General features: G+C 69.8%; 13 protein-coding genes. 7 read left to right on the forward strand and 6 right to left on the reverse strand.

Translation table 11 applies throughout. From position 1 onward, the window contains the following. Window positions 1-2 precede the first annotated feature (2 nt). Complete coding sequence (locus tag EJ903_RS10880; protein ID WP_126615026.1) at window positions 3-851, reverse strand: alpha/beta fold hydrolase; 849 nt, start codon at window positions 849-851, stop codon at window positions 3-5. A 56-nt stretch (window positions 852-907) separates the two neighbouring features. Further along, window positions 908-1,786: a lytic transglycosylase domain-containing protein gene (locus tag EJ903_RS10885; protein ID WP_246015445.1), complete on the reverse strand. Its 879-nt coding sequence runs from the start codon at window positions 1,784-1,786 to the stop codon at window positions 908-910. 261 nt (window positions 1,787-2,047) lie between these two features. Here EJ903_RS10885 and EJ903_RS10890 point away from each other — a divergent pair, with 261 nt between their 5' ends. The 5 genes from EJ903_RS10890 (at window position 2,048) to pbpC (ending at window position 12,956) form a co-directional block, all read left to right on the forward strand. Next, window positions 2,048-3,313, forward strand: a complete 1,266-nt coding sequence (locus EJ903_RS10890; protein ID WP_126615028.1) for a molybdopterin molybdotransferase MoeA — start codon at window positions 2,048-2,050, stop codon at window positions 3,311-3,313. Window positions 3,314-3,413: 100 nt separating this feature from the next. Continuing rightward, window positions 3,414-4,439: a YeiH family protein gene (locus EJ903_RS10895; protein WP_210211425.1), complete on the forward strand. Its 1,026-nt coding sequence runs from the start codon at window positions 3,414-3,416 to the stop codon at window positions 4,437-4,439. A gap of 39 nt (window positions 4,440-4,478) precedes the next feature. Continuing rightward, a complete protein-coding gene (locus tag EJ903_RS10900; RefSeq protein ID WP_126615030.1) occupies window positions 4,479-5,384 on the forward strand; it encodes a LysR family transcriptional regulator in 906 nt (301 codons plus the stop codon). A 107-nt stretch (window positions 5,385-5,491) separates the two neighbouring features. Then, window positions 5,492-10,732, forward strand: a complete 5,241-nt coding sequence (locus EJ903_RS10905; RefSeq protein WP_126615032.1) for an alpha-2-macroglobulin family protein — start codon at window positions 5,492-5,494, stop codon at window positions 10,730-10,732. Between the two features lie 106 nt (window positions 10,733-10,838). After that, window positions 10,839-12,956 carry a penicillin-binding protein 1C gene (gene pbpC, locus EJ903_RS10910; RefSeq protein WP_246015447.1) on the forward strand — a complete coding sequence of 706 codons (2,118 nt, stop codon included), beginning with the start codon at window positions 10,839-10,841 and terminating at the stop codon, window positions 12,954-12,956. A gap of 27 nt (window positions 12,957-12,983) precedes the next feature. On the opposite strand, the gene EJ903_RS10915 is transcribed toward pbpC, so the two are convergent. After that, window positions 12,984-13,217, reverse strand: coding sequence for a hypothetical protein (locus EJ903_RS10915; protein WP_126615034.1), 234 nt, complete (start codon window positions 13,215-13,217; stop codon window positions 12,984-12,986). A gap of 182 nt (window positions 13,218-13,399) precedes the next feature. On the opposite strand from EJ903_RS10915, the gene EJ903_RS10920 reads away from it, so the two are divergent. Then, window positions 13,400-13,828, forward strand: coding sequence for a hypothetical protein (locus EJ903_RS10920; protein ID WP_126615036.1), 429 nt, complete (start codon window positions 13,400-13,402; stop codon window positions 13,826-13,828). Between the two features lie 74 nt (window positions 13,829-13,902). Then, window positions 13,903-15,444 (forward strand): multicopper oxidase family protein, encoded by a 1,542-nt coding sequence (locus EJ903_RS10925; protein WP_126615038.1) that lies wholly within the window; start codon window positions 13,903-13,905, stop codon window positions 15,442-15,444. Between the two features lie 6 nt (window positions 15,445-15,450). On the opposite strand, the gene EJ903_RS10930 is transcribed toward EJ903_RS10925, so the two are convergent. The 3 genes from EJ903_RS10930 to glmS all read right to left on the reverse strand — a co-directional run bounded on the left by EJ903_RS10930 (window position 15,451) and on the right by glmS (window position 19,421). Then, window positions 15,451-15,666 (reverse strand): SlyX family protein, encoded by a 216-nt coding sequence (locus EJ903_RS10930; RefSeq protein WP_126615040.1) that lies wholly within the window; start codon window positions 15,664-15,666, stop codon window positions 15,451-15,453. A 117-nt stretch (window positions 15,667-15,783) separates the two neighbouring features. Continuing rightward, entirely contained in the window at window positions 15,784-17,118 is a 1,335-nt protein-coding gene (locus EJ903_RS10935) for an Nramp family divalent metal transporter (RefSeq protein WP_342772165.1), read from the reverse strand. A 476-nt stretch (window positions 17,119-17,594) separates the two neighbouring features. Then, entirely contained in the window at window positions 17,595-19,421 is a 1,827-nt protein-coding gene (gene glmS / locus EJ903_RS10940; protein WP_126615044.1) for a glutamine--fructose-6-phosphate transaminase (isomerizing), read from the reverse strand. Between the last annotated feature and the right edge of the window lie 40 nt (window positions 19,422-19,461).

Raw genomic sequence — 19,461 nt, forward strand, 5'->3', positions numbered from 1 at the left:
CCTCATTCGTCCAGGAAGGCGCGGACGACGGCGATCTGATCCTCGCTCATCAGGGCCGGGGCGTGACCGGTGTGGGCGAATTCGACGACGCGGGCACCGGGGCCGCGCCGGGTCATTTCGTCGGCGGTTTCCGCTGTCAGCAGATCGGAATCGGCCCCGCGAATCACCAGAACCGGGCAGCGCACCCGGTCCCACAGCGCCCACAGATCGACGTCCTGCATCGGCTGCGCCTGGAAAGCGTGGGCGATGCCGGGGTCATAGGCCAGCCCCAACAGCCCATCCGCGCGCTGGCGGGCTGCGTGTTCGGCCAGATGCCGCCATTGCCCATCGGTCAGGCGGCCAAACCCCATCAGGGTGAAGCGCAGATAGGACTCAACGGCGGCCAGATCGTCGAACACCGGATCCTTGCCGACGTAATCGGCGATCCGCTGCAACCCGACCTTGGAAATCAGCGGCCCGACATCGTTGATGACCAGGCGGCGGATCGGGCTGTTGGGCTGGGCGGCGAGCGTCATGCCGACCAGCCCGCCCATCGAGGTGCCGATCCAATCGACCTCGTCCACCCCCAGCCGGGCGATCAGGGCGGCCATGTCGGCGCAATATTGCGGGTAGCCGTAGAGCGCCGGATTCGCCAGCCAATCGCTTTTTCCGCGTCCGACGATGTCGGGGCAGGCCACGCGGCGGCGGTCGGCCAACGCCAGCGCCAGCGGATCGAAGTCGCGCCCGTTGCGGGTCAGCCCATGCACGCACAAGGCTGTGCGGGGGGCGTCGTCGCGCCCCCATTGGGTGTAGGCGACGCGGTGGAACCCGGCGGCGCTGAGGCCGAGAAAGCTGCGTTCGGACATCGGCACGGGGCGGACACTCCGGTAGAGGGCAAGGGGCAGAGGGTGGGCGGGTCGGAAGGATGTCAGCCTTTTTTCGGGGATTTTCCGGACCTTGGCAACTCCGCCGCCGCTCCGGCCAGGGCGGGGGAGGGGTCGACCAGATTTTGGTCATAGGGGTGGAAGGTTGGGTTGTAGATGCGCCGGATCACCCGGATGTAGTTCTGCGTTTCCTCATAGGGCGGCACGCCGCGATAACGGTCCACCGCCCCCTCCCCGGCGTTGTACCCGGCCAGGGCCAGGGTGACGTCGCCCTGGAAATAGGCCAGCAACCAGCGCAGATAGCGCACGCCGCCGGTGATGTTCTGGGCCGGGTCGAACACGTCGGACACACCGAACCGTTCGGCGGTGTCGGGGATCAACTGCATCAGCCCGGCGGCGTCCTTGGGCGACACCGCGTCGGTGCGGAAGGCGCTTTCGGCCTGGATCACCGCCAGCACCAGACCGGGATCGACGCCGTGGCGCGCGGCGATGCCATCCACCAGCCGGGCGATTTCCGCCGGAGGCGCGGTGATGCCGCGCACCGGGGCACCGCCGGGACGGCACCAGGGACGGATGCGGCCCATGCCGCCGGGAACATAATGCACCATCCGCCGCGCCTCGCTGTGCCCGCGCGAGGCAGCGGCGCGCAGCCAGGCGGTGCCGAGCCGCCGGTCGCGGCTGACGCCCACGCCGAAGAGATAGCGGCGGGCGAGGCGGAAGGCGGCGTTGGGGTCGCCCTGCTCGGCGGCTTCGCAATCGGACAGGCGTTTCGCCGCCATCGGGCTGGGGGCGAGAGTGGCTTGGGGGGTGGTTTGGGGGGTGTTTTGCGGGGCGATGCCGTTCGGCCGGTCCGCCGCACGGACGGCGGGCGCGGTCAGGGCGACCAACGCCACCAGGATCACCGACACGACACGACCAATCACCCATCACCCCCAGGAAAACGCGACCAGACTCGACCGCTTGCCGAAAGACTGCGCGTCAGTATGGGGAGGCAATCGACCCACGGCAAGGACGGGAGGCCGCCTTTGCAAAATCACCCTCCGGTCCGGTGGCCGCATCGGAGGGGGGGCGGAGCTGACGCGGGCGTCTTGATCTTGGGCGTCTTGATCTTGGACAAGGGACGGGTGTCGGCTGTTGCGCTACGCTGCCCGCCCCGAGCAATTCCACCCGACAGGTTGCACCCGATGACGCCGCCCACACCCCCGATGAACGATTGCACCGCCCACGGCCCGACCGCCCTGTCGCTTGACGCGGCGCTGGACCGCATCGCCGAGAGCCATGGCCCGGTGACGGGTACAGAAACGGTTCCGCTGCGCGCCGCGTTGGGCCGGGTGTTGGCCGAGGAGGTGACGGCTCCGGTCAATGTGCCCCCGGCGGCGGTGTCGGCCATGGACGGATGGGCCTTTGTCGCCGCACCCGGTGACGGGCCGCGCCGCCTGACCGTGGTCGGGCGGGTTCCGGCCGGGTCGAGCTTCCCCGACAGGGTGATGGCGGGGCAGGCGGTGCGGATCTTCACCGGCGCGCCGATCCCCGCCGGGGTCGATTGCGTCGCCATGCAGGAGGATTGCCGGACGGAATCGGACGGGGCGGCGGTCTGGGTCCCCGCCGGGCTGGAGGTTGGCACCAACATCCGCCCGAAGGGGGAGGACATGACCGCCGGATCGGTGGTGCTGCGCCCCGGCCAACGGATGCGTGCGCAAGAGGTCGGTCTGGCTGCCGCCGTCGGGCGTTCCACCGTCATGGTGCGCCAGCGCTTGCGCGTCGCCCTGTTTTCCACCGGCGATGAGTTGCGTGAACCAGGGCAGGACAAACCCGACCACGCCATTTACGACGCCAACCGCCACACCATCGCCGCCCAGCTCGACGGGTTGGGGGTGGAGGTGATCGATCTGGGTATTTTGCCCGACCAGCCCGACGCCGTGCGCGCCGCGCTGGCCGAGGCCGCCACCCGTGCCGATCTGTTGGTGACGAGCGGCGGCGTGTCGGTCGGGGAGGAGGACCACGTCAAGGCGGCGGTCGCTGCGCTGGGAGTCATTGATCTGTGGAAGCTGGCGATCAAGCCGGGCAAGCCGCTGGCGCTGGGCCGCGTCGGCTCCACCCCCTTCCTGGGGCTGCCGGGCAACCCGGTGTCGGCGATGGTGACGTTTCTGCTGGTCGGGCGGCCGCTGGTGCTGCGCCTGTCGGGGGCCAGCGACACGCCGACGCCGCGCTGTCTGGTGGTGTCGGGCTTCACCTTCACCAAAAAGCCGGGGCGGCGCGAGTTTCTGCGCGCCCGGTTGGAGCGGTCGATCGATGGGTTGCCGATGGCGATCCGCTTCCCCAACAACAGCAGCGGCGTTCTGACCTCGATGGTCGAGGCCGACGGATTGGTGGACATGCCCGCCGAAGCCGAGGTGATCGCCCCCGGCGACATGGTGGAGTTCCTGCCCTTCACCGGTCTGTTCGGGTGATTCCGAACGATCCAAAATTCTGATTGAAACGGTAGATTCAATCGATTGGACGGATTGACGATTCCCCGACAGTTTCCGTGTGAAATTGGAGGGCATCGCCATGATCCGCATCGTTCTGTTGCGCGCCGTTCCCGTCGCCGCGCTGCGCGCCATCCCCGGTGTCGCCCTGTCGGCGGCGCTGGCCGCTGGCGCGTTTGCTCTGGTCCATCTGTTGGGGCTGCGGGCGGTCAGCCCGCTGGTGCTGGCCGTTCTGCTGGGCATGGTGGCGCGTGGGGTTCTGGGCCGGGGCGGGCGGGCCGTCACCCGTCCCGGCGTCGCCTTCACCGTCCGCCCGCTGCTGCGCGTCGCGGTGATGCTGCTGGGCGCGCAGGTGACGGTGGACCGCATCGCCGCGCTGGGCGGGGCCGGGTTGGCGGTGATCGCCGCCGCGCTGGCCGCCTGCCTGGGATTCAGCGTGTGGTTGGGCCGGGCGCTGCGGGTGGAGCCGGGGTTGGCCCGCCTGATCGGGGCGGGAACCGCGATCTGCGGCGCGTCCGCCGTGCTGGCCGTGACCAGCGCCACCCGCGCCGACGAGGAGGATGTCGCCTACGCCATCGCCTGCGTCACCCTGTGCGGCACGCTGTCCATGCTGCTTTACCCGCTGTTGGCCGAGGGGTTGGCGCTCGCCCCGCGCGCCTATGGCCTGTGGGCCGGTGCCTCGATCCACGAGGTCGGGCAGGCGGTCGCCACAGCGTTCCAGAACGGGCGGGAGGCGGGGGAGGTCGGGACCATCGCCAAGCTGTGGCGGGTGGCGCTGCTGGCCCCGGTCGTGATCGGGATGGGGTTGGTGGAGGCCCGGCGCGGTGGCAACGTCCCCGGTCCGCGTCCGGCGCTGCTGCCCTGGTTTGTCACCGGTTTCCTGATTCTGATCGCGGCGAACAGCGCCGGTCTGCTGCCCGACGCGGTGCGGCAGGCGGCGGGGTGGGTGGCTCCCTTCCTGCTGGCGATGGCGTTGGGGGCGATGGGGCTGGACGCCGACCCGGCCAAGCTGCGTGCCCGTGGCCCGCGCCCGCTGCTGTTGGGGCTGGGGGCGACGCTGTTCCTTGCCAGCGCCAGCCTGATCGGCATTCTGTGGCTGCTGCCCTGACCGGGGCGGCCTGCGCTTTCCCCGAACGCCGGAGCGGCGATGACCCTGGAACAGTTGCGCATCTTTGCCGCCGTCGCCGACCTGCTGCACTTCACCCGCGCGGCGGAGAGCCTGCGCCTGTCCCAGCCCGCCGTCAGCGCCGCCATCGCCGGGTTGGAGTCGGAGCATGGCGTCCGCCTGTTCGACCGCATCGGTCGCCGGGTGGAGCTGACCGCCGCCGGTCATCTGCTGCGCGAGGAGGCCCGCGCCATCCTGCGCCGGGTCGAGGACGCCGGAACCCGGATGGCCGAAATGACCGGGCTGGCGCGCGGCGCGCTGCGGCTGGTCGTCAGCCAGACCGTCGGTCATCATTGGCTGCCGCCGCGTCTGCTGCGCTTTGCGGCGGCTGTTCCCGGCATCCGCGTCGATCTGGAGATCGGCAACACTGACGCGGTGGCCGAGGCGGTGCGGGAGGGGCGGGCCGAGTTGGGCATCGCCGAAGGCACGGTGCGCGACCCGGCCCTGGTGGCCGATCCGATTCCCGGCGACCGGCTGGTGCTGCTGGCCGACCCGGCCCACCCCTGGGCCAAGGGGGAGCGCGTGACCGCCGAGGGGTTGGCCGCCGCTCGCTGGATCCTGCGCGAAACCGGTTCCGGCACCCGCGCGGCCTTTGAACAGGCGATCCGCGCGGCGGGCGTTGATCCGGCGGGGTTGAGCGTCGCCCTGACCCTGCCCGACGGGGCGCTGATCCGTCAGGCGTTGTTGGCCGGGCTGGGGCTGAGCGTGCTGTCCGATCTGGTGGTGGCCGACGCGCTGGCCGACGGGCGGCTGGTGGCGTTGCGCGGGTTGGCGCTGCCGGTCCGCCCCTTCCATCTGGTGCGCCACCGCGACCGCCACCGCAGCGCTGCCGAACGGGCCTTCGTCCGGCTGGCGCTGGAGGGGGCGGAGGCATCGGCGGAGGGCTGATGTTTGCCCCGAGTCCTCAAGCCGTCGCCCTCAAGCGACCGTTATCAAGCGACTGTTATCAAGCGTATAAGGGAGGGGAACGGCGCGTTTGGGCGGGGGATGGGGCGATGAGGCGGTTTCTGGCGGTGGTGTGGATCGCGGTGGCGTGGCTGGTCCTGGCCGTCGGTTCGCAGGCTGTGGCGGATTCGTCCTACAGCGTGCCGAACTGGGTGGACACCAAACTGTATGTCGGCACCCTGATGGCGAAGGCCCCGCCGCAGCCCAACCCGCAGGTCAGCGACGCCGCCCTGAAGCAGGCGCGCGCCGCGCTGGCCCGCAAGGACGGGGCCGCCGCCGTGCCGAAATTCGAACAGGCGATCATCAACGGTGCCGCCAGCCCGTCGGTGTGGCTGGAACTCAGCGCCGCGTGGATGGCGCTGCCCACGCCCAACAAGGACCGTGCCCTGCAAAGCGCGGTTCAGGCCGGGATGAACGATCCCAAGGACGACGAGCGCGTCGCCACCCTGCTGCGCGTCGCCAGCCTGATGGACGAGGCGTTCGGCAAGCCCGACGAGGCGGCCAAGGCGCTGGGCGCGATCCGCGCCATGGGCGACAAGCTGGAGCCGGGCACGCTCGACGCGCTCGCCCCCAAGCTGGAGGAGCGCTGGATCGCGCTGCGCCGCAAGGCGGGTCTGACCCTGCGCGACGTGACCGTCAATTCGGACGACGCGGTGGCCCGCGTCTGCTTCCAGTTCAACGACCGGCTGAGCACACGCAAGGGCTTGCGGTTCGACGATTATGTGCGGGTGGAGCCGCCGACCAAGCTGTCGGTCGACGCGCGCGACAACACGCTGTGCCTGCGCGGCGTCAACCACGGGTCCAGCTACACCGTCACCCTGCGCCAGGGCCTGCCCGGCGAGGATGGGGTGGAGCAGAAGGCCGACGAAACCCAGCGCGTGCGCGTGCCCGACCGCGCGCCGCTGGTCGCCTTCAAGGGATCGGCCTTCATCCTGCCGCGCAGCGGGCCGGATGGTGTGCCGGTGATGTCGGTCAACGCCGACAAGCTGCTGATCACGGTCTATCGGGTTCCGGACCGTGGTCTGGTCGCCAGCCGGATGGACGGGCAACTGTTCCGTGACGTGTCGGGTCGCACGGCGGAAACCATTTCCGACCTGTATGGCGAACGGCTGTGGACCGGCACGCTGGAGGTGAAGGGCGAGCGCAACCGGCAAACCCTGTCGGCGCTGCCCTTCCGGCAGGCGGTGGGCGACCAGCCCAGGCCCGGCCTGTACGCCATCACCGCCAAACCCGCCGATGTGGAACCGGGCAACGAGTGGAACGACATCGCCACCCAATGGGTGCTGGTGTCCGACATCGGGTTGACCAGCCTGCGCGGGGCCGATGGGTTGACGGTTTTCGCCCGCTCCTACGCCACCGCCAAGCCGCTGGCCGGGGTGGAGATCGCCCTGGTCGCCAACAACAACGCGGAGATCGCGCGGGCGACGACCGACGAGTTGGGCCGTGTCCGTTTCGCACCGGGGCTGCTGAAGACCGGCGGCAACACGCCCAACATGGTCATGGCCTATCATGGCACCGACTACGCCATGCAGGATCTGCTCAACGCCGCCTTCGATCTCAGCGATCGCGGGGTTGGCGGGCGGGCGGCACCGGGGCCGATGGACGCCTTCGTCTACACCGACCGGGGCGTCTACCGGCAGGGGGAGACGGTCAACCTGTCGATCCTGCTGCGCGACGACAAGACCGACGCGGTGGAGAATTTCCCGCTGACCGTGAAGATCCTGCGGCCCAGCGGCACGGAGTATTTCAGCGGCCCGCTGACCGCGCAGGCGGCGGGCGGTTACAGCCTGCCCCTGAGCCTGTCGCGCACCGCCCCGCTGGGCGGCTGGCAGGTCGAGATCTACAGCGATCCCAAGGGCGCGCCGATCGGGTCCGGCGGCTTCCAGGTCGAGGATTTCGTGCCGGTCAAGCTGGCGCTGGATCTCACGCCCGGCGGCACCTTCCTGGTTCCCGGCAAACCGTTCGAGGTGGTGGCGAACGGCCGCTTCCTCTACGGCCCGCCCGCCGCCGGTCTGGGCGGCACGGCAGAGGTGGCGATCCAGCCCGACCCGACGCCGTACCCGACGCACAAGGATTATCGCTTCGGCCGCGTGCAGGACAGCGTGGACAGCAAGCTGGACACGCTGGAGTTCCCGACCACCGACGCGCAGGGGCAATCGCGAGTCGCCGTGACCGTCCCGTCGCTGCCCGACACCTCTCGCCCGCTGCGGGCGGAGATTCGCGTCTCCCTGTCCGAACCCGGCGGACGCCCGGTGCACAAGGCGGTGACGGTTCCCATCCGCGCCAAATCCCACGCCATCGGCCTGCGCCCGCACTTCAGCGACGGGCGGATCGGCGAAGGGCAGGAGGCCGGCTTTGATCTCGTCACCCTGGCCCCGGACGGCACGCCCATCGCCACCCCCGGCCTGAGCTGGGAGTTGCTGGAGGAGCGGGTCAGCTATCAATGGTTCCGGCAACATGGCCGTTACAGCTACAACGCCGTGACCCGCAGCGTTGCCATCTCCTCCGGGACCATCGCCGCGTTGGCCGACAAACCGGTGACGCTGGCGCTGGGGCGGCGCGATTTTGGCCGTTACCGGATCGAGGTGACGGACAAGGCGGCGGGGGTGGCCACCTCCTACCGCTTCTCCGCCGGGTGGCAGAGCGAGGACAGCAGCGGCAACACGCCGGACAAGCTGGAGATCGCGACCGACAAGCCCGCCTACAGCCCCGGTGACACCGCCCGCGTGCGCATCACCCCGCCCTTTGCCGGGGAGGTGCTGTTGACCGTGGCGACCGACCGCCTGTTCGAGGCGCGCAACCTGACGGTTCCCGCCGATGGCCTGACGGTGGAGGTGCCGGTCAACGCCGCCTGGGGGCCGGGGGCCTACGTCACCGCCACCGTCTTCCGTCCGCCGGTGGTGGGGAAGGAACGGCAACCGGTGCGCGCCGTCGGCGTCGCCTGGGTCGGCATCGACCCGGCGGTGCGCACGCTCGACGTCGCGCTGGACGCGCCGTCGGTCATCCGTCCGCGCAGCCGCCTGGATGTGGGTGTGACGGTGAAGCCGACCCGCGCGGGTGGCGCGGCGGAGGATGTCTATGTGACGCTCGCCGCCGTCGATGAGGGCATCTTGCGCCTGACCGACTTCGCCAGCCCGCAGCCGGCCAAGCATTTCTACGGCAAGCGCCGCCTGGGCCTGGACATCCGCGACGATTACGGCCGCCTGATCGACGCCATGGACGGGTCGTTTGGGGCGCTGCGCCAGGGCGGCGATTCCGGCGGCATCGGCCTGCCGGTGGTTCCCTTCACCGTGGTGTCGCTGTTCCAGGGTCCGGTCAAGCTCGGGCCGGACGGGACCGCCCGCATCGGCTTCGACGTGCCCGACTTCAACGGCGAATTGCGGCTGATGGCGGTGGCCTACAGCCGCAGCCGGGTCGGATCGGCGGCGGGGCCGGTGACGGTGCGCGACCCGCTGGTCGCCGACGCCATCCTGCCGCGCTTCCTCGCCCCCGGCGACGAAAGCCGGGTGACGCTGTCGCTGCACAATGTGGAGGCCGCCGCCGGAACCTACGCCGTCACCGTCACCGCGCGCGACGCCGTGGCGGTGGAGGGTGGCGCGCTGTCGGTTCCGCTGGCCAAGGGCGAACGCAAGACGCTGGTGCTGCCGCTGAAGGGCGTGGGCGCTGGCGTCGGCAAGGTGACGTTGTCGGTGGCGGGGGCCGGGTCGGGGGCGGACGCGCTGGCGCTGTCGCACGATTACGCCATCACCGTCCGCCCGGCCCGCGCGGTGGACACGCAGTTCATCACCCGGCAGGTTCCGCCCGGTGAAACCATGCGTTTCAGCGCCGCCGACCTTGCCGCCTATGTGCCGGGAACGACGGGCTGGTCGGTCAGCTTCAGCAACGCCCCGCCCTTTGACATCGGCGGCATCCTGCGGGCGCTGGACCGCTACCCGCTGGGGTGCCTGGAGCAGACGGTCAGCCGCGCTCTGCCGCTGCTGGCGGTGCGCGATGTGGAATTGGCGCTGGGGACCGACCGCAAGCCCGACGACAGCCTGGATGGCCGGGTGCAGCAGGCGGTGTCGCGCACGCTCGACAAGCAGCGCTACGACGGGGCCTTTGGCCTGTGGAGCGCGCAGAGCGAGGCCGATGGCTGGCTGACCGCCTACGCCACCGAATTCCTGATCCGCGCCAAGCAAAAGGGCAACCCGGTCCCCGACAAGCCGCTGAACGACGCGCTGGGCTGGCTGCGCCAGCGCGCCATCGCCTCGGCCAGCGAGCCGGAGGCGATGGCGGTCCGCGCCTATGCCCTGCACACGCTGGCGCTGGCCGGGGTGTCGCTGCCGGGTCCGGCGCGCTATCTGCACGACACCGCCATCGACAAGCTGCCGACCCCGCTGGCCAAGGGGCAGTTGGGGGCGGCGCTGGCGCGGATGGGTGATGGCGAGCGGGCGGCGAGCGCCTTCGACTCCGCCGTCGGTCATCTCGCCCGCAACGAGTGGGCCGCCGATTACGGCTCCACCCTGCGCGACGCGGCGGCCCTGATCGTGCTGGCGTCCGAAGTCGGCATGACCGGCAAGCGGCTGCCCGCGCTGCTGGACCGGCTGCCCGCCTCCGAACTGGCCGCCAACCGCACCAACACGCAGGAACAGGCCTGGGCGGTGCTAGCGGCGGATGCCCTGCTGCGCGGCGCGCCCGCCGGTGTCACCGTCACCCTGCCGGGCGGGGAACGGCGCAACGGTTCGCGCGTCGATCTTCGGCCGACGCTGGCGCAACTGTCCGCCGGTCTGCCGGTGGTCAACAGCGGGTCCGCCCCGCTGTGGCAGGCGGTGTCGGTGTCGGGCGTGCCGACCGCGCCGCAACCCGCTGCGCGGGAGGGGCTGCGCATCAAGCGCAATTTCTTCACCCGCAAGGGCGAGCCGCTGAATCTCGACACCATCCGGCAGAACGACGTGTTCGTCGTGGTGCTGGAGGGGGAGGCGAACACCAAGCTGTTCCACCAGACCGCCGTCACCCATCCGCTGCCCGCCGGGTGGGAGATTGAGAACGCCAAGCTGGGGGCGGGCGGAACCGCCGATCTGCCGTGGCTGGACCAGTTGACCGTTCCCAACAGCGCCGAATCGCGCGACGACCGCTTCGTCGCCGCGCTGGACCTGACGGAGGATCAGGCGCGCTTCAAGCTGGCCTTCATCGTCCGCGCCATCACGCCGGGCGTCTATGAGCTGCCGGGCGCGTCGGTGGAGGACATGTACAAGCCGCGCTTCTTCGCCCGTCAGGCGGTTGGGCGGATCACCGTGCATCCGGCGGAGTGACCGGGTGGGGGGTGTCCGGTCCCGTCTGTGGTCCCGTTTGCGGTCCAGCCTGTGGCCTTGGCCGCGCGGCGCGGGCATCGGTCCGCGCCGTCGGCTGAGGGCGTTGTTGGCCGTTGGCGGCTTGGTGGCGTTGATGGGGGTTGGGTGTGGGGTTGGGCTGACGCTCGACCGGCTGTTCCCGCCGCCGCTCGACCGGCTGGCCGACCGGTCGGTGACGGTGGTGGACCGCAACGGGGAGCCGTTGCGCGTCTTCACCAACGGGGCCGGGGCGTGGCGGCTGCCGGTGGACCCGGACGCCGTCGCCCCGCTCTTCGTCGATCTGCTGCTGGCCTATGAGGACCGGCGGTTCTGGTCGCATGGCGGGGTGGATCCGCTCGCCCTGCTGCGGGCGCTGGGGCAGAATCTGGGGGCGGGCCGCGTGGTGTCGGGGGCGTCCACCCTGACCATGCAGGTCGCCCGCCTGCTGGAGCCGCGCCCGCGCACCCTGTCGGCCAAGCTGATCGAGGCGGCGCGCGCCCTGCAATTGGAATGGCGGTACGACAAGCGCGCGATCCTGGGCATGTATCTGACGCTGGCCCCCTATGGCGGCAATGTGGAGGGGGTGCGCGCGGCCTCCCTGACCCTGTTCGGCAAACCGCCGACGGAGCTGGACGCGGCGGAAGCCGCCCTGCTGGTGGCGCTGCCGCAATCGCCCAGCCGTCTGCGCGCCGACCGTTTTCCCGACCGGGCGCGGGCGGCGCGCGACAAGGTGCTCGACCGTGCGGTGCAGGCGGGGGCGCTGTCGGCCAAGGCGGCGGCGGAGGCGCGGACGGAGCCGGTCCCCGCCGCGCGCCAGCCCTTGCCCGCCGCCGCCGCCCATCTGGCCGACGCGCTGCGGGCGCGCCGCCCCGGCGACACGCGGTTGGCCACCACGCTGGACGGCGGTCTGCAACGCGCGGTGGAGGCGCTGGCCCGGCGGGAGATGGACAACCTGCACCCGCGCGCCGGTCTGGCGGCGCTGGTGGTGGACAACCGAACCCGCGCTGTTCTGGCCTATCTCGGCAGCCCCGACCCGCTGGACCACGACCGGCTGGGTCCGATCGACATGGTGCGTGCGGTGCGGTCCCCCGGATCGGCGCTGAAGCCCTTCATTTACGGGTTGGGCTTTGACGATGGCCTGATCCATCCGTTGACCCAGGTGTCGGACGTCTCCACCCGCTTTGGCGACTACGCCCCGCGCAACTTCGACCGGGGCTTCACCGGTGACTTGACGATTGAGGAGGCGTTGCAACGCTCGCTCAACATCCCGGCGGTGCTGGTGCTGGACAAGGTGGGGCCGCTGCGCTTCGCCGACGCCCTGCGCCGGGCGGGCGCGCGGCTGGTGCTGCCCAGTCGCAGCACGGTGCCGGGGCTGCCGGTGGCCCTGGGCGGGGCGTCGATCAACCTGTGGGACATGGCGACGCTGTACAGCGGCTTGGCGCGTGGCGGTCTGGTCGCCCCCCTGCGGGTGCAGCCGGAGGAGCCGGACGCGGCGGGGGTGCGCTTTCTGTCGCCGGTCGCCGCCCAACAGGTCCGCGCGATTCTGGAGGGCGCGCCGCCGCCGCCCGGCGTGGTGCAGGCGCAGGAATTGCGCGGGTCCGGCCCCATCGCCTTGAAAACCGGGACCAGCTACGGCTTTCGCGACGCCTGGGCCTTTGGCGTGACGGAGCGCTACAGCGTTGGCGTCTGGGTTGGCCGCCCGGACGGCACGCCCAGCCCCGACCGTTATGGCCGCAACACGGCGGCCCCGTTGCTGTTCCACCTGTTCGACCTGCTGCCCGCCGACCGGGGCCGCCCCGCTGGTCCCGTGACCGCCGAGGCCCCGCCGGAACTGCTGCGCCGCCTGGACGCGGGGGAGGGGGGACCGATGGCCGTCGGGGCGCTGGCGCACGGAACTCTGGCGACCAGTTCTGTGGCGACCAGTTCTGTAGCGAACGGGCCGCGCGCCACCGACCGGCTGCGCCTGGCCTTTCCCGGCGGCGACATGGTGGTGGAGGCGCTGGGGCCGGACGGGCGGGCGGAGCCGCTGACCTTGTCCGCCAGCGGCGGGCGACGCCCCCTGTCCTGGTTGATCGACGGGCGGCGCATCGCCCTGTCACCCATCGCCCGCGATGTGGTGTGGCGGCCGGAGGGACCGGGGCCGGTGCGCGTCACCGTGCTGGACGCCGACGGGCGCAGCGACAGCGCCGTGATCGATGTGCGGTGAGGTCGCGGCGTGAACCGGGAACGCGGGTCAGGACGCCTTGAGCAGCGGCGTGGGGCGGCGGCCGGTCGGCGCGGCGCTGGTGGTCGCGGTCTGTTGCAGGCTCCACACCCGCGAGCGGACGCGCATCTGCTTCTGACAATCGGTCGAGCAATAGAGCGGGGCCGGGCCGCGCAGCGATGGCCGCACAAAGGGGCGGCCGCAGCAGGCGCAGTGCAGTTGACGGGCGGGGTTGGTCTGGCCCTTGCGGGCGGCGGTGGTCATGACGGTGAAAGGAGTGGTTCCGGTTGGCGCGCACTATAGGCGCGGAATGTTGCAACTTCATGCTCGGGAAAACGCCTATCACCCTTGGGGGAGGCGCATAACCACAAGGGGGATGGGGGTGCGGTTGACCAGGTCGGTTGGCCGGTCTATCTGAGATGGGACTCTCGCGGGGGATGAACAGGGTGCGGCGGACGCTGGCGCACTGGGTCGGGCGGTTGGGCGTGGCGGTGGCGTTGACCATCGCGGCGGTGCTTGGCCTTGCCCTGAGTCCCACCACCGCCCTGGCCACGACCGACGGGCACGCCGCCCATCACCACACCGCGCCCCACCACACCGCGCCCGCGTCTCCGCCATCCGGTGCCGCGCCGCAAGCGCAACTGTCGGTCTGGTCCGGCGAGTCCTCCACCCCCTGCTGTCCGTCCTGGACTCATGGCCGGATGGCGGCCTTTTGCTGCGCGGCGGCGGGGTGTCTGGCCGTGCCGGTCGGGTTGCCGGTCTGTGGCTTGCCGCCGCAGCGGGTCGGGTTGACCGCCGCCACCCGACCGATGGGGCAGGCCATGCCCGAGGGAATCGGCGTGCCGCCCGATCCGCCGCCGCCGCGCCAGGGCTGAGCGACCGCGCGCGGGCCGCGTCTGGCCCGCCTCTTCGTCGTTGTTGGTCCTGCCCTTGTGTTTGGAGGCCGTTCATGGCTCTCACCCTGTCGCGCCGTCAGCTTTTGACGGCCACGGCGGCCGTTGGTTGCGCCGCTGTTGTTCCCGCTGTTCCCGTGCGCGCCGCGCCCGGTTCCATCACCCGTCTGGCGGTGGAGCGCCGCAACTTGGTGGTGAAGGGCAAGCCGGCCACCGTGTTCGGCATTCGTCAACCCAACGGAACCGCTGGTCTGGTTCTGGACCCCGGCGCGCGTTTCCGTGTCGATCTCATCAACCGCGCCGGGGAGGACACGGTCATCCATTGGCACGGCCAGACGCCGCCCTATGTGCAGGATGGGGTGGTGGACGCCAACCGTCCGGCGATCCGCGACGGCGCGTCGGCGTCCTATGATTTCGCCGCGCGGCCCGGCACCCATTGGATGCACTCCCATCATGGCTTGCAGGAACAGCGGCTGATGGCCGCCCCGCTCATCGTGCGGACGGAGGAGGATCGCCGCGCCGACGAACAGGAGATCGTGGTGTTGCTGCACGATTTCTCGTTCCGCGATCCGGCGGAGATCCTGGCCGGTCTGACCGGCGGCGCGCCGGTGATGGACCATGCGGCGATGGGCCATGGGGCGATGGGCGATGGGGCCGCCAAACCCGCACCAACTCCCGATCATGCCGCCATGGGCCATGGGGCCATGAATCATGGAAGCATGAACCACAGCACCATGGCTCACGGTGCGGCGACGGGTCATTCCGGTCACGCGATGGCGGGCATGGATTTGAACGATGTTGATTACGACGCCTATCTCGCCAACGACCGCACGCTTGACGATCCGGATGTGCATCGTGTGGAGCGCGGCGGCCGGGTGCGGTTGCGCCTCATCAACGGGGCGACCTCGACCGCCTTTCACATCGACCTCGGGGCCTTGACCGGTCAGGTGATCGCGGTGGATGGCGTGCCGGTGCAACCGGTGACGGGGCGTCGCTTCGGCATGGCGATGGGGCAACGGCTCGACATCCGCCTGTCCATTCCGTCGCAGGGGGGAGCCTTTCCCATCCTGGCGCTGCGGGAAGGGGCGGTGGAGCGCACCGGGGTCATTCTGGCGACCGCCGGGGCGGCGGTGGGCAAGCAGGCGGATCGGTCCAAGACCGCCGTTGGCGCTCTCGATCTGGCGGTGGAGCGGATTCTGACTCCCTTGGTTCCCTTGGCCGATCGCCGGGCGGATGTGACCGCGCGGCTGCGGTTGACCGGCGGGATGATGCCCTATGTCTGGAGTCTGGACGATCGCCCCTTCGGATCGCACGAGCCGATGCGGGTGACACCGGGGCAACGGGTGGTGCTGACCTTCGACAACGCGTCGGGCATGTCGCACCCGATGCATGTGCACGGCCATACGTTCCAGGTGATCGCCATCGACGGGCGGCCCATCGCTGGGGCGGTGCGCGACACCGTGCTGGTCCCCGACCGGGGCAGCGTGACGATTGCCTTTGACGCCGACAATCCGGGGCGCTGGCCGGTGCACTGCCACAATCTGCTGCACATGGCGACCGGCATGATGACCGAACTGGTCTATGACGGTTACGCCTGAGCGCGCTCAGTAATGGGGTGGGGGACGGTCGTCCTGCGGCGAACGGCCCCCGCCGAACTCCACCTCCGCCATCTGTTCGCGCAGGCGGCGCAGTTGGGCGGTCAGCCGGTCGATGGTGCGGCCCTGCTCGAACAGGAGCTGGGACATGTCCTCCGCCATCTTTTCGTGATGGGCAAGGCGGCTTTCCAGATCGGTCAGGCGCTGGTCAAGGGCGGTGTCCATGGCGGCGCTCCGGTTCGCAAGGGTGGGGTGATCAATGGGCGGCAAGATGGACCATTCCGCCCGCGCCGTCACCCCCCACCGCTTTGATGGCGGATCGCTGGTAACAACGCCCGTCAATCACGACGCCAGGGCGGTGGTTCCGGCCATCCAGCCCGACAGGCCGGTCAGCACCAGGGCCAGAACGCTGGCGAACCGCAGGGCCAGCGGCCCCAGCGCCAAGCCGCCCATCAGCCGCTGGTCGCGCAACAACAGCAGCATCGGCAGCAGGATGAAGGGCAGGGTCAGCGCCAACACCACCTGACTCAGCACCAGCAGGCCGTCGGCGGCCTCGTCGCCCGCACCGCTCAGGATCGCCAGGGCGGGGATCAGGGCGGCGCTGCGGGTGATGGCGGCGCGGACCAGAGGCGGCAGCCGGATGTCCAAAAAGCCTTCGGTCACAATCTGTCCGGCCATGGTCCCGGTGGTGGTGGAGCTTTGCCCGGCGGCCAGCAAGGCCACGGCGAAGATCAGCGCCGCCCCGCCGCCGATGCTGGTGTTCAACAGCGCGTGGGCGTCCTCGATCCCCGGCGCGGGTCCGGTGGCGGCCACGCTTTGGAAGGCGACGGCGGCCACCGCCAGGATCGCGCCGTTGACCAGACCGGCCAGCGCCAGCGCGGCGGTCAGGTCGATGGTCAGCCAGCGCGCCATCGTCCGCCGGTCCGGCTCCGGCGTGTCGGCCAGACGGGCGCGGACCAGACCCGAATGCAGGAACAGATTGTGCGGCATCACCGTGGCCCCGACGATGCCCAGCGACAGATACAGCATCTCCGGGTCGCGGGCCATCTCCAGGCTGGGGACCATCCCGGCCAGCAGCGCGCCCGGGTCCGGCTTGGCGATCAGCAACTCCCAGCCAAAGCACGCCACCACCACCAGCATCAGCGCGCCGACCACCAGCTCCGGCGCGCGGCCGCGCGCGCCCGGCAGGGCCAGAATGCCGAAGGTGATGGCGGCGGCGACGATCACCCCGGCCAGCATCGGCACCCCGAACAGCAGCTTCAGCGCGATGGCGCTGCCCAGCAGTTCGGCCAGATCGGTGGCGATCATCGCCAACTCCGACACCGCCCAGATCGTCATCGCCACCGGGCGGGGAAAGCGGTTGCGGATCAGCCGGGCCAAATCCTGGCCGCTGGCCAGCGTCAGGCGGACGATCAGCGTTTGCAGGAAGATGCCCGCCAGACTGGCCATCAGCACGGCGGCCAGCAGGGCAAAGCCAAAGCGCGACCCGGCGGCGATGTCGGTCGCCCAATTGCCCGGATCCATGTAGCCGACGGCGACGACGAACCCCGGCCCGAGCATGGTCAGGAACCGGCGGGTGGCGACGGGGCGCTCTGCGGTGGGGATGGATGCGGACACGCCGGACACTCCTGCACTTTGTGGCTCTGAACCTTTGGCGCGAGACCACGGGAAACACACGTCGGCCCAATCCTGCGGCGGTTTTGCCCTTCACTCCAATCTATTGTTTCTAAAGACCCGATAGGTCCATTCTATCAAAAATATGAGAATAACTATCAATATCATACATAAGTTGGGCGCGCCAGACCGGAGCGCGCGACCCGTCGCGCGCAAGATGGAAAACCGTCGGACACCCTCGGGTGGAGTTCCCAATGAAAAAGGTGAGGGTCACTTGAGGCCATGCCAAGGAACAAGAAACAATCTCAAACCCGCTTGAAACAGGACCGGATGCTGACAAGTCTCGTTTGCAACAGACTGAGATTCTAACTTTACACCTGTGTTGTCCTCTGCCGGACCAGCAGGTCGCGCGATTTGCGCAGCCTGCTGGTCCAGGGCCTTGCCCCTCTTCACGAATGGTTTTACAGAGGATGACGGCATCAGCTTGCCACCGTACCAGGACGGTGGAAGGGTCGTCCGCCACCTCACCTTGGTTCACATCATTCCACGGTGACGCTTTTGGCCAGATTGCGCGGCTGATCCACGTCCGTGCCCTTCAGCACCGCCGTGTGATAGGCCAGCAACTGCACCGGGATGGCGTAGAGCAGCGGGGCGACCAGCGGGTCGCAGGTGGGGAGTTCGACCGACCAGCGGACGCTGTCGCCCAGCTTGCCGATGCCGTTCTTGTCGGCCAGCAGCAGCACCTTGCCGGATCGGGCGCAGACCTCCTGCACGTTCGACACGACCTTTTCGAACAGGTGGTCGGACGGGACCAGCACGACCACCGGGACATTGTCATCGATCAGCGCGATGGGGCCATGCTTCAATTCGCCCGCCGCGTAGCCTTCGGCGTGGATGTAGCTGATTTCCTTCAGCTTCAGGGCACCCTCCAGCGCCAACGGGTACATGGCACCCCGGCCCAGATAGAGCACGTCGCGGGAATCCGCCAGCTCCTGCGCCAGTTCCTTAAGCCGTTCGTCGTGGGCCAGCACGCTGGCGGCGAGCGCGGGAACCTCGCGCAGGGCATGGGCGATGGCCTGCATGCGTTCCGGTGGGATGGCCCCACGGGCGCGGCCAGTGGTGACGGCCAGACAGGCCAGAGTGGTCAATTGGGTGGTGAAGGCCTTGGTCGAAGCGACGCCGATCTCCGGCCCGGCCATGGTGTAGAGCACCGCGTCGGATTCGCGCGCGATGGTGCTTTCCGGCGAATTGACGATGGAGAGGATCTTCTGGCCCTGCCGCTTGCAGTAACGCAACGCCTCCAGCGTGTCCAAGGTCTCGCCCGATTGCGAGATGAAGATGGCGACGCCGCCTTCGGGCAACGGTGCCTCGCGGTAACGGAACTCCGACGCGATGTCGACCTCGACCGGGATGCGGGCCAGGGTCTCGAACCAGTATTTGGCGACGAACCCGGCGTAATAGGCGGTGCCGCAGGCGACGATGGTCAGGCGTGTGGCCTTCGACACATCGAAGGGAAAGTCGGGCAGGGCGATGTAATTGTTCACCGGGTTGATGTAGGCGTTCAGCGTGTCGCCGATCACCTGCGGCTGTTCGTAGATTTCCTTCAGCATGTAATGGCGGTAGCCATCCTTGCCGATCAGCGCGCCCGACACCGCCGTGGTCTTCACCGGCCGGTGCACCACGGCGTCGGTGGCGTCGTGCACCACCGCGTCGCTGCGGCTGACCACCACCCAATCGCCGTCTTCCAGATAGCAGATGCGGTTGGTCAGCGGGGCCAGCGCGAAGGCGTCGGAGGCCAGATACATTTCACCGTCGCCATAGCCGACGGCCAGCGGCGTGCCGTGGCGCGCGCCGATCATCAGCTCATGTTCGCCCGCGAAGATGACGACCAGCGAGAACGCTCCGGTGAAGCGCTTGAACGCCTTGGCCGACGCGTCCACCGGCGACAGCCCTTCGGCGTCCATGTAATGGGTGATGAGTTGGGGGATGACTTCGGAATCGGTCACGCTTTCGAAGACGCAGCCGTGGCCGATCAGTTCCTCCTTCAGCTCCCTGTAATTCTCGATGATGCCGTTGTGGACGACGGCGACGCGCGGAGTGGCGTGCGGGTGGGCGTTGGTTTCCGTCGGCCCGCCATGGGTGGCCCACCGGGTGTGGCCGATGCCGACGGTTCCGCTCAGCGGCGCGTCGCGCAGCCGGGCGTCGAGATTCAACAGCTTGCCTTCGGCGCGGCGGCGTTCGATGCCGTTGCCCACCAGCGTGGCGACACCGGCGCTGTCATAGCCGCGATACTCCAGACGGCGCAGCCCCTCCACCAGACGGGGGGTGGCCTCGTGGATGCCGTTGATGCCGATGATGCCGCACATGGGCTGTCTCCTGAAAGCGAAGGTCGTTGGGGCTTGGGGG

The sequence above is a fragment of the Azospirillum griseum genome, from assembly GCF_003966125.1.
Lineage (GTDB): Bacteria > Pseudomonadota > Alphaproteobacteria > Azospirillales > Azospirillaceae > Azospirillum > Azospirillum griseum.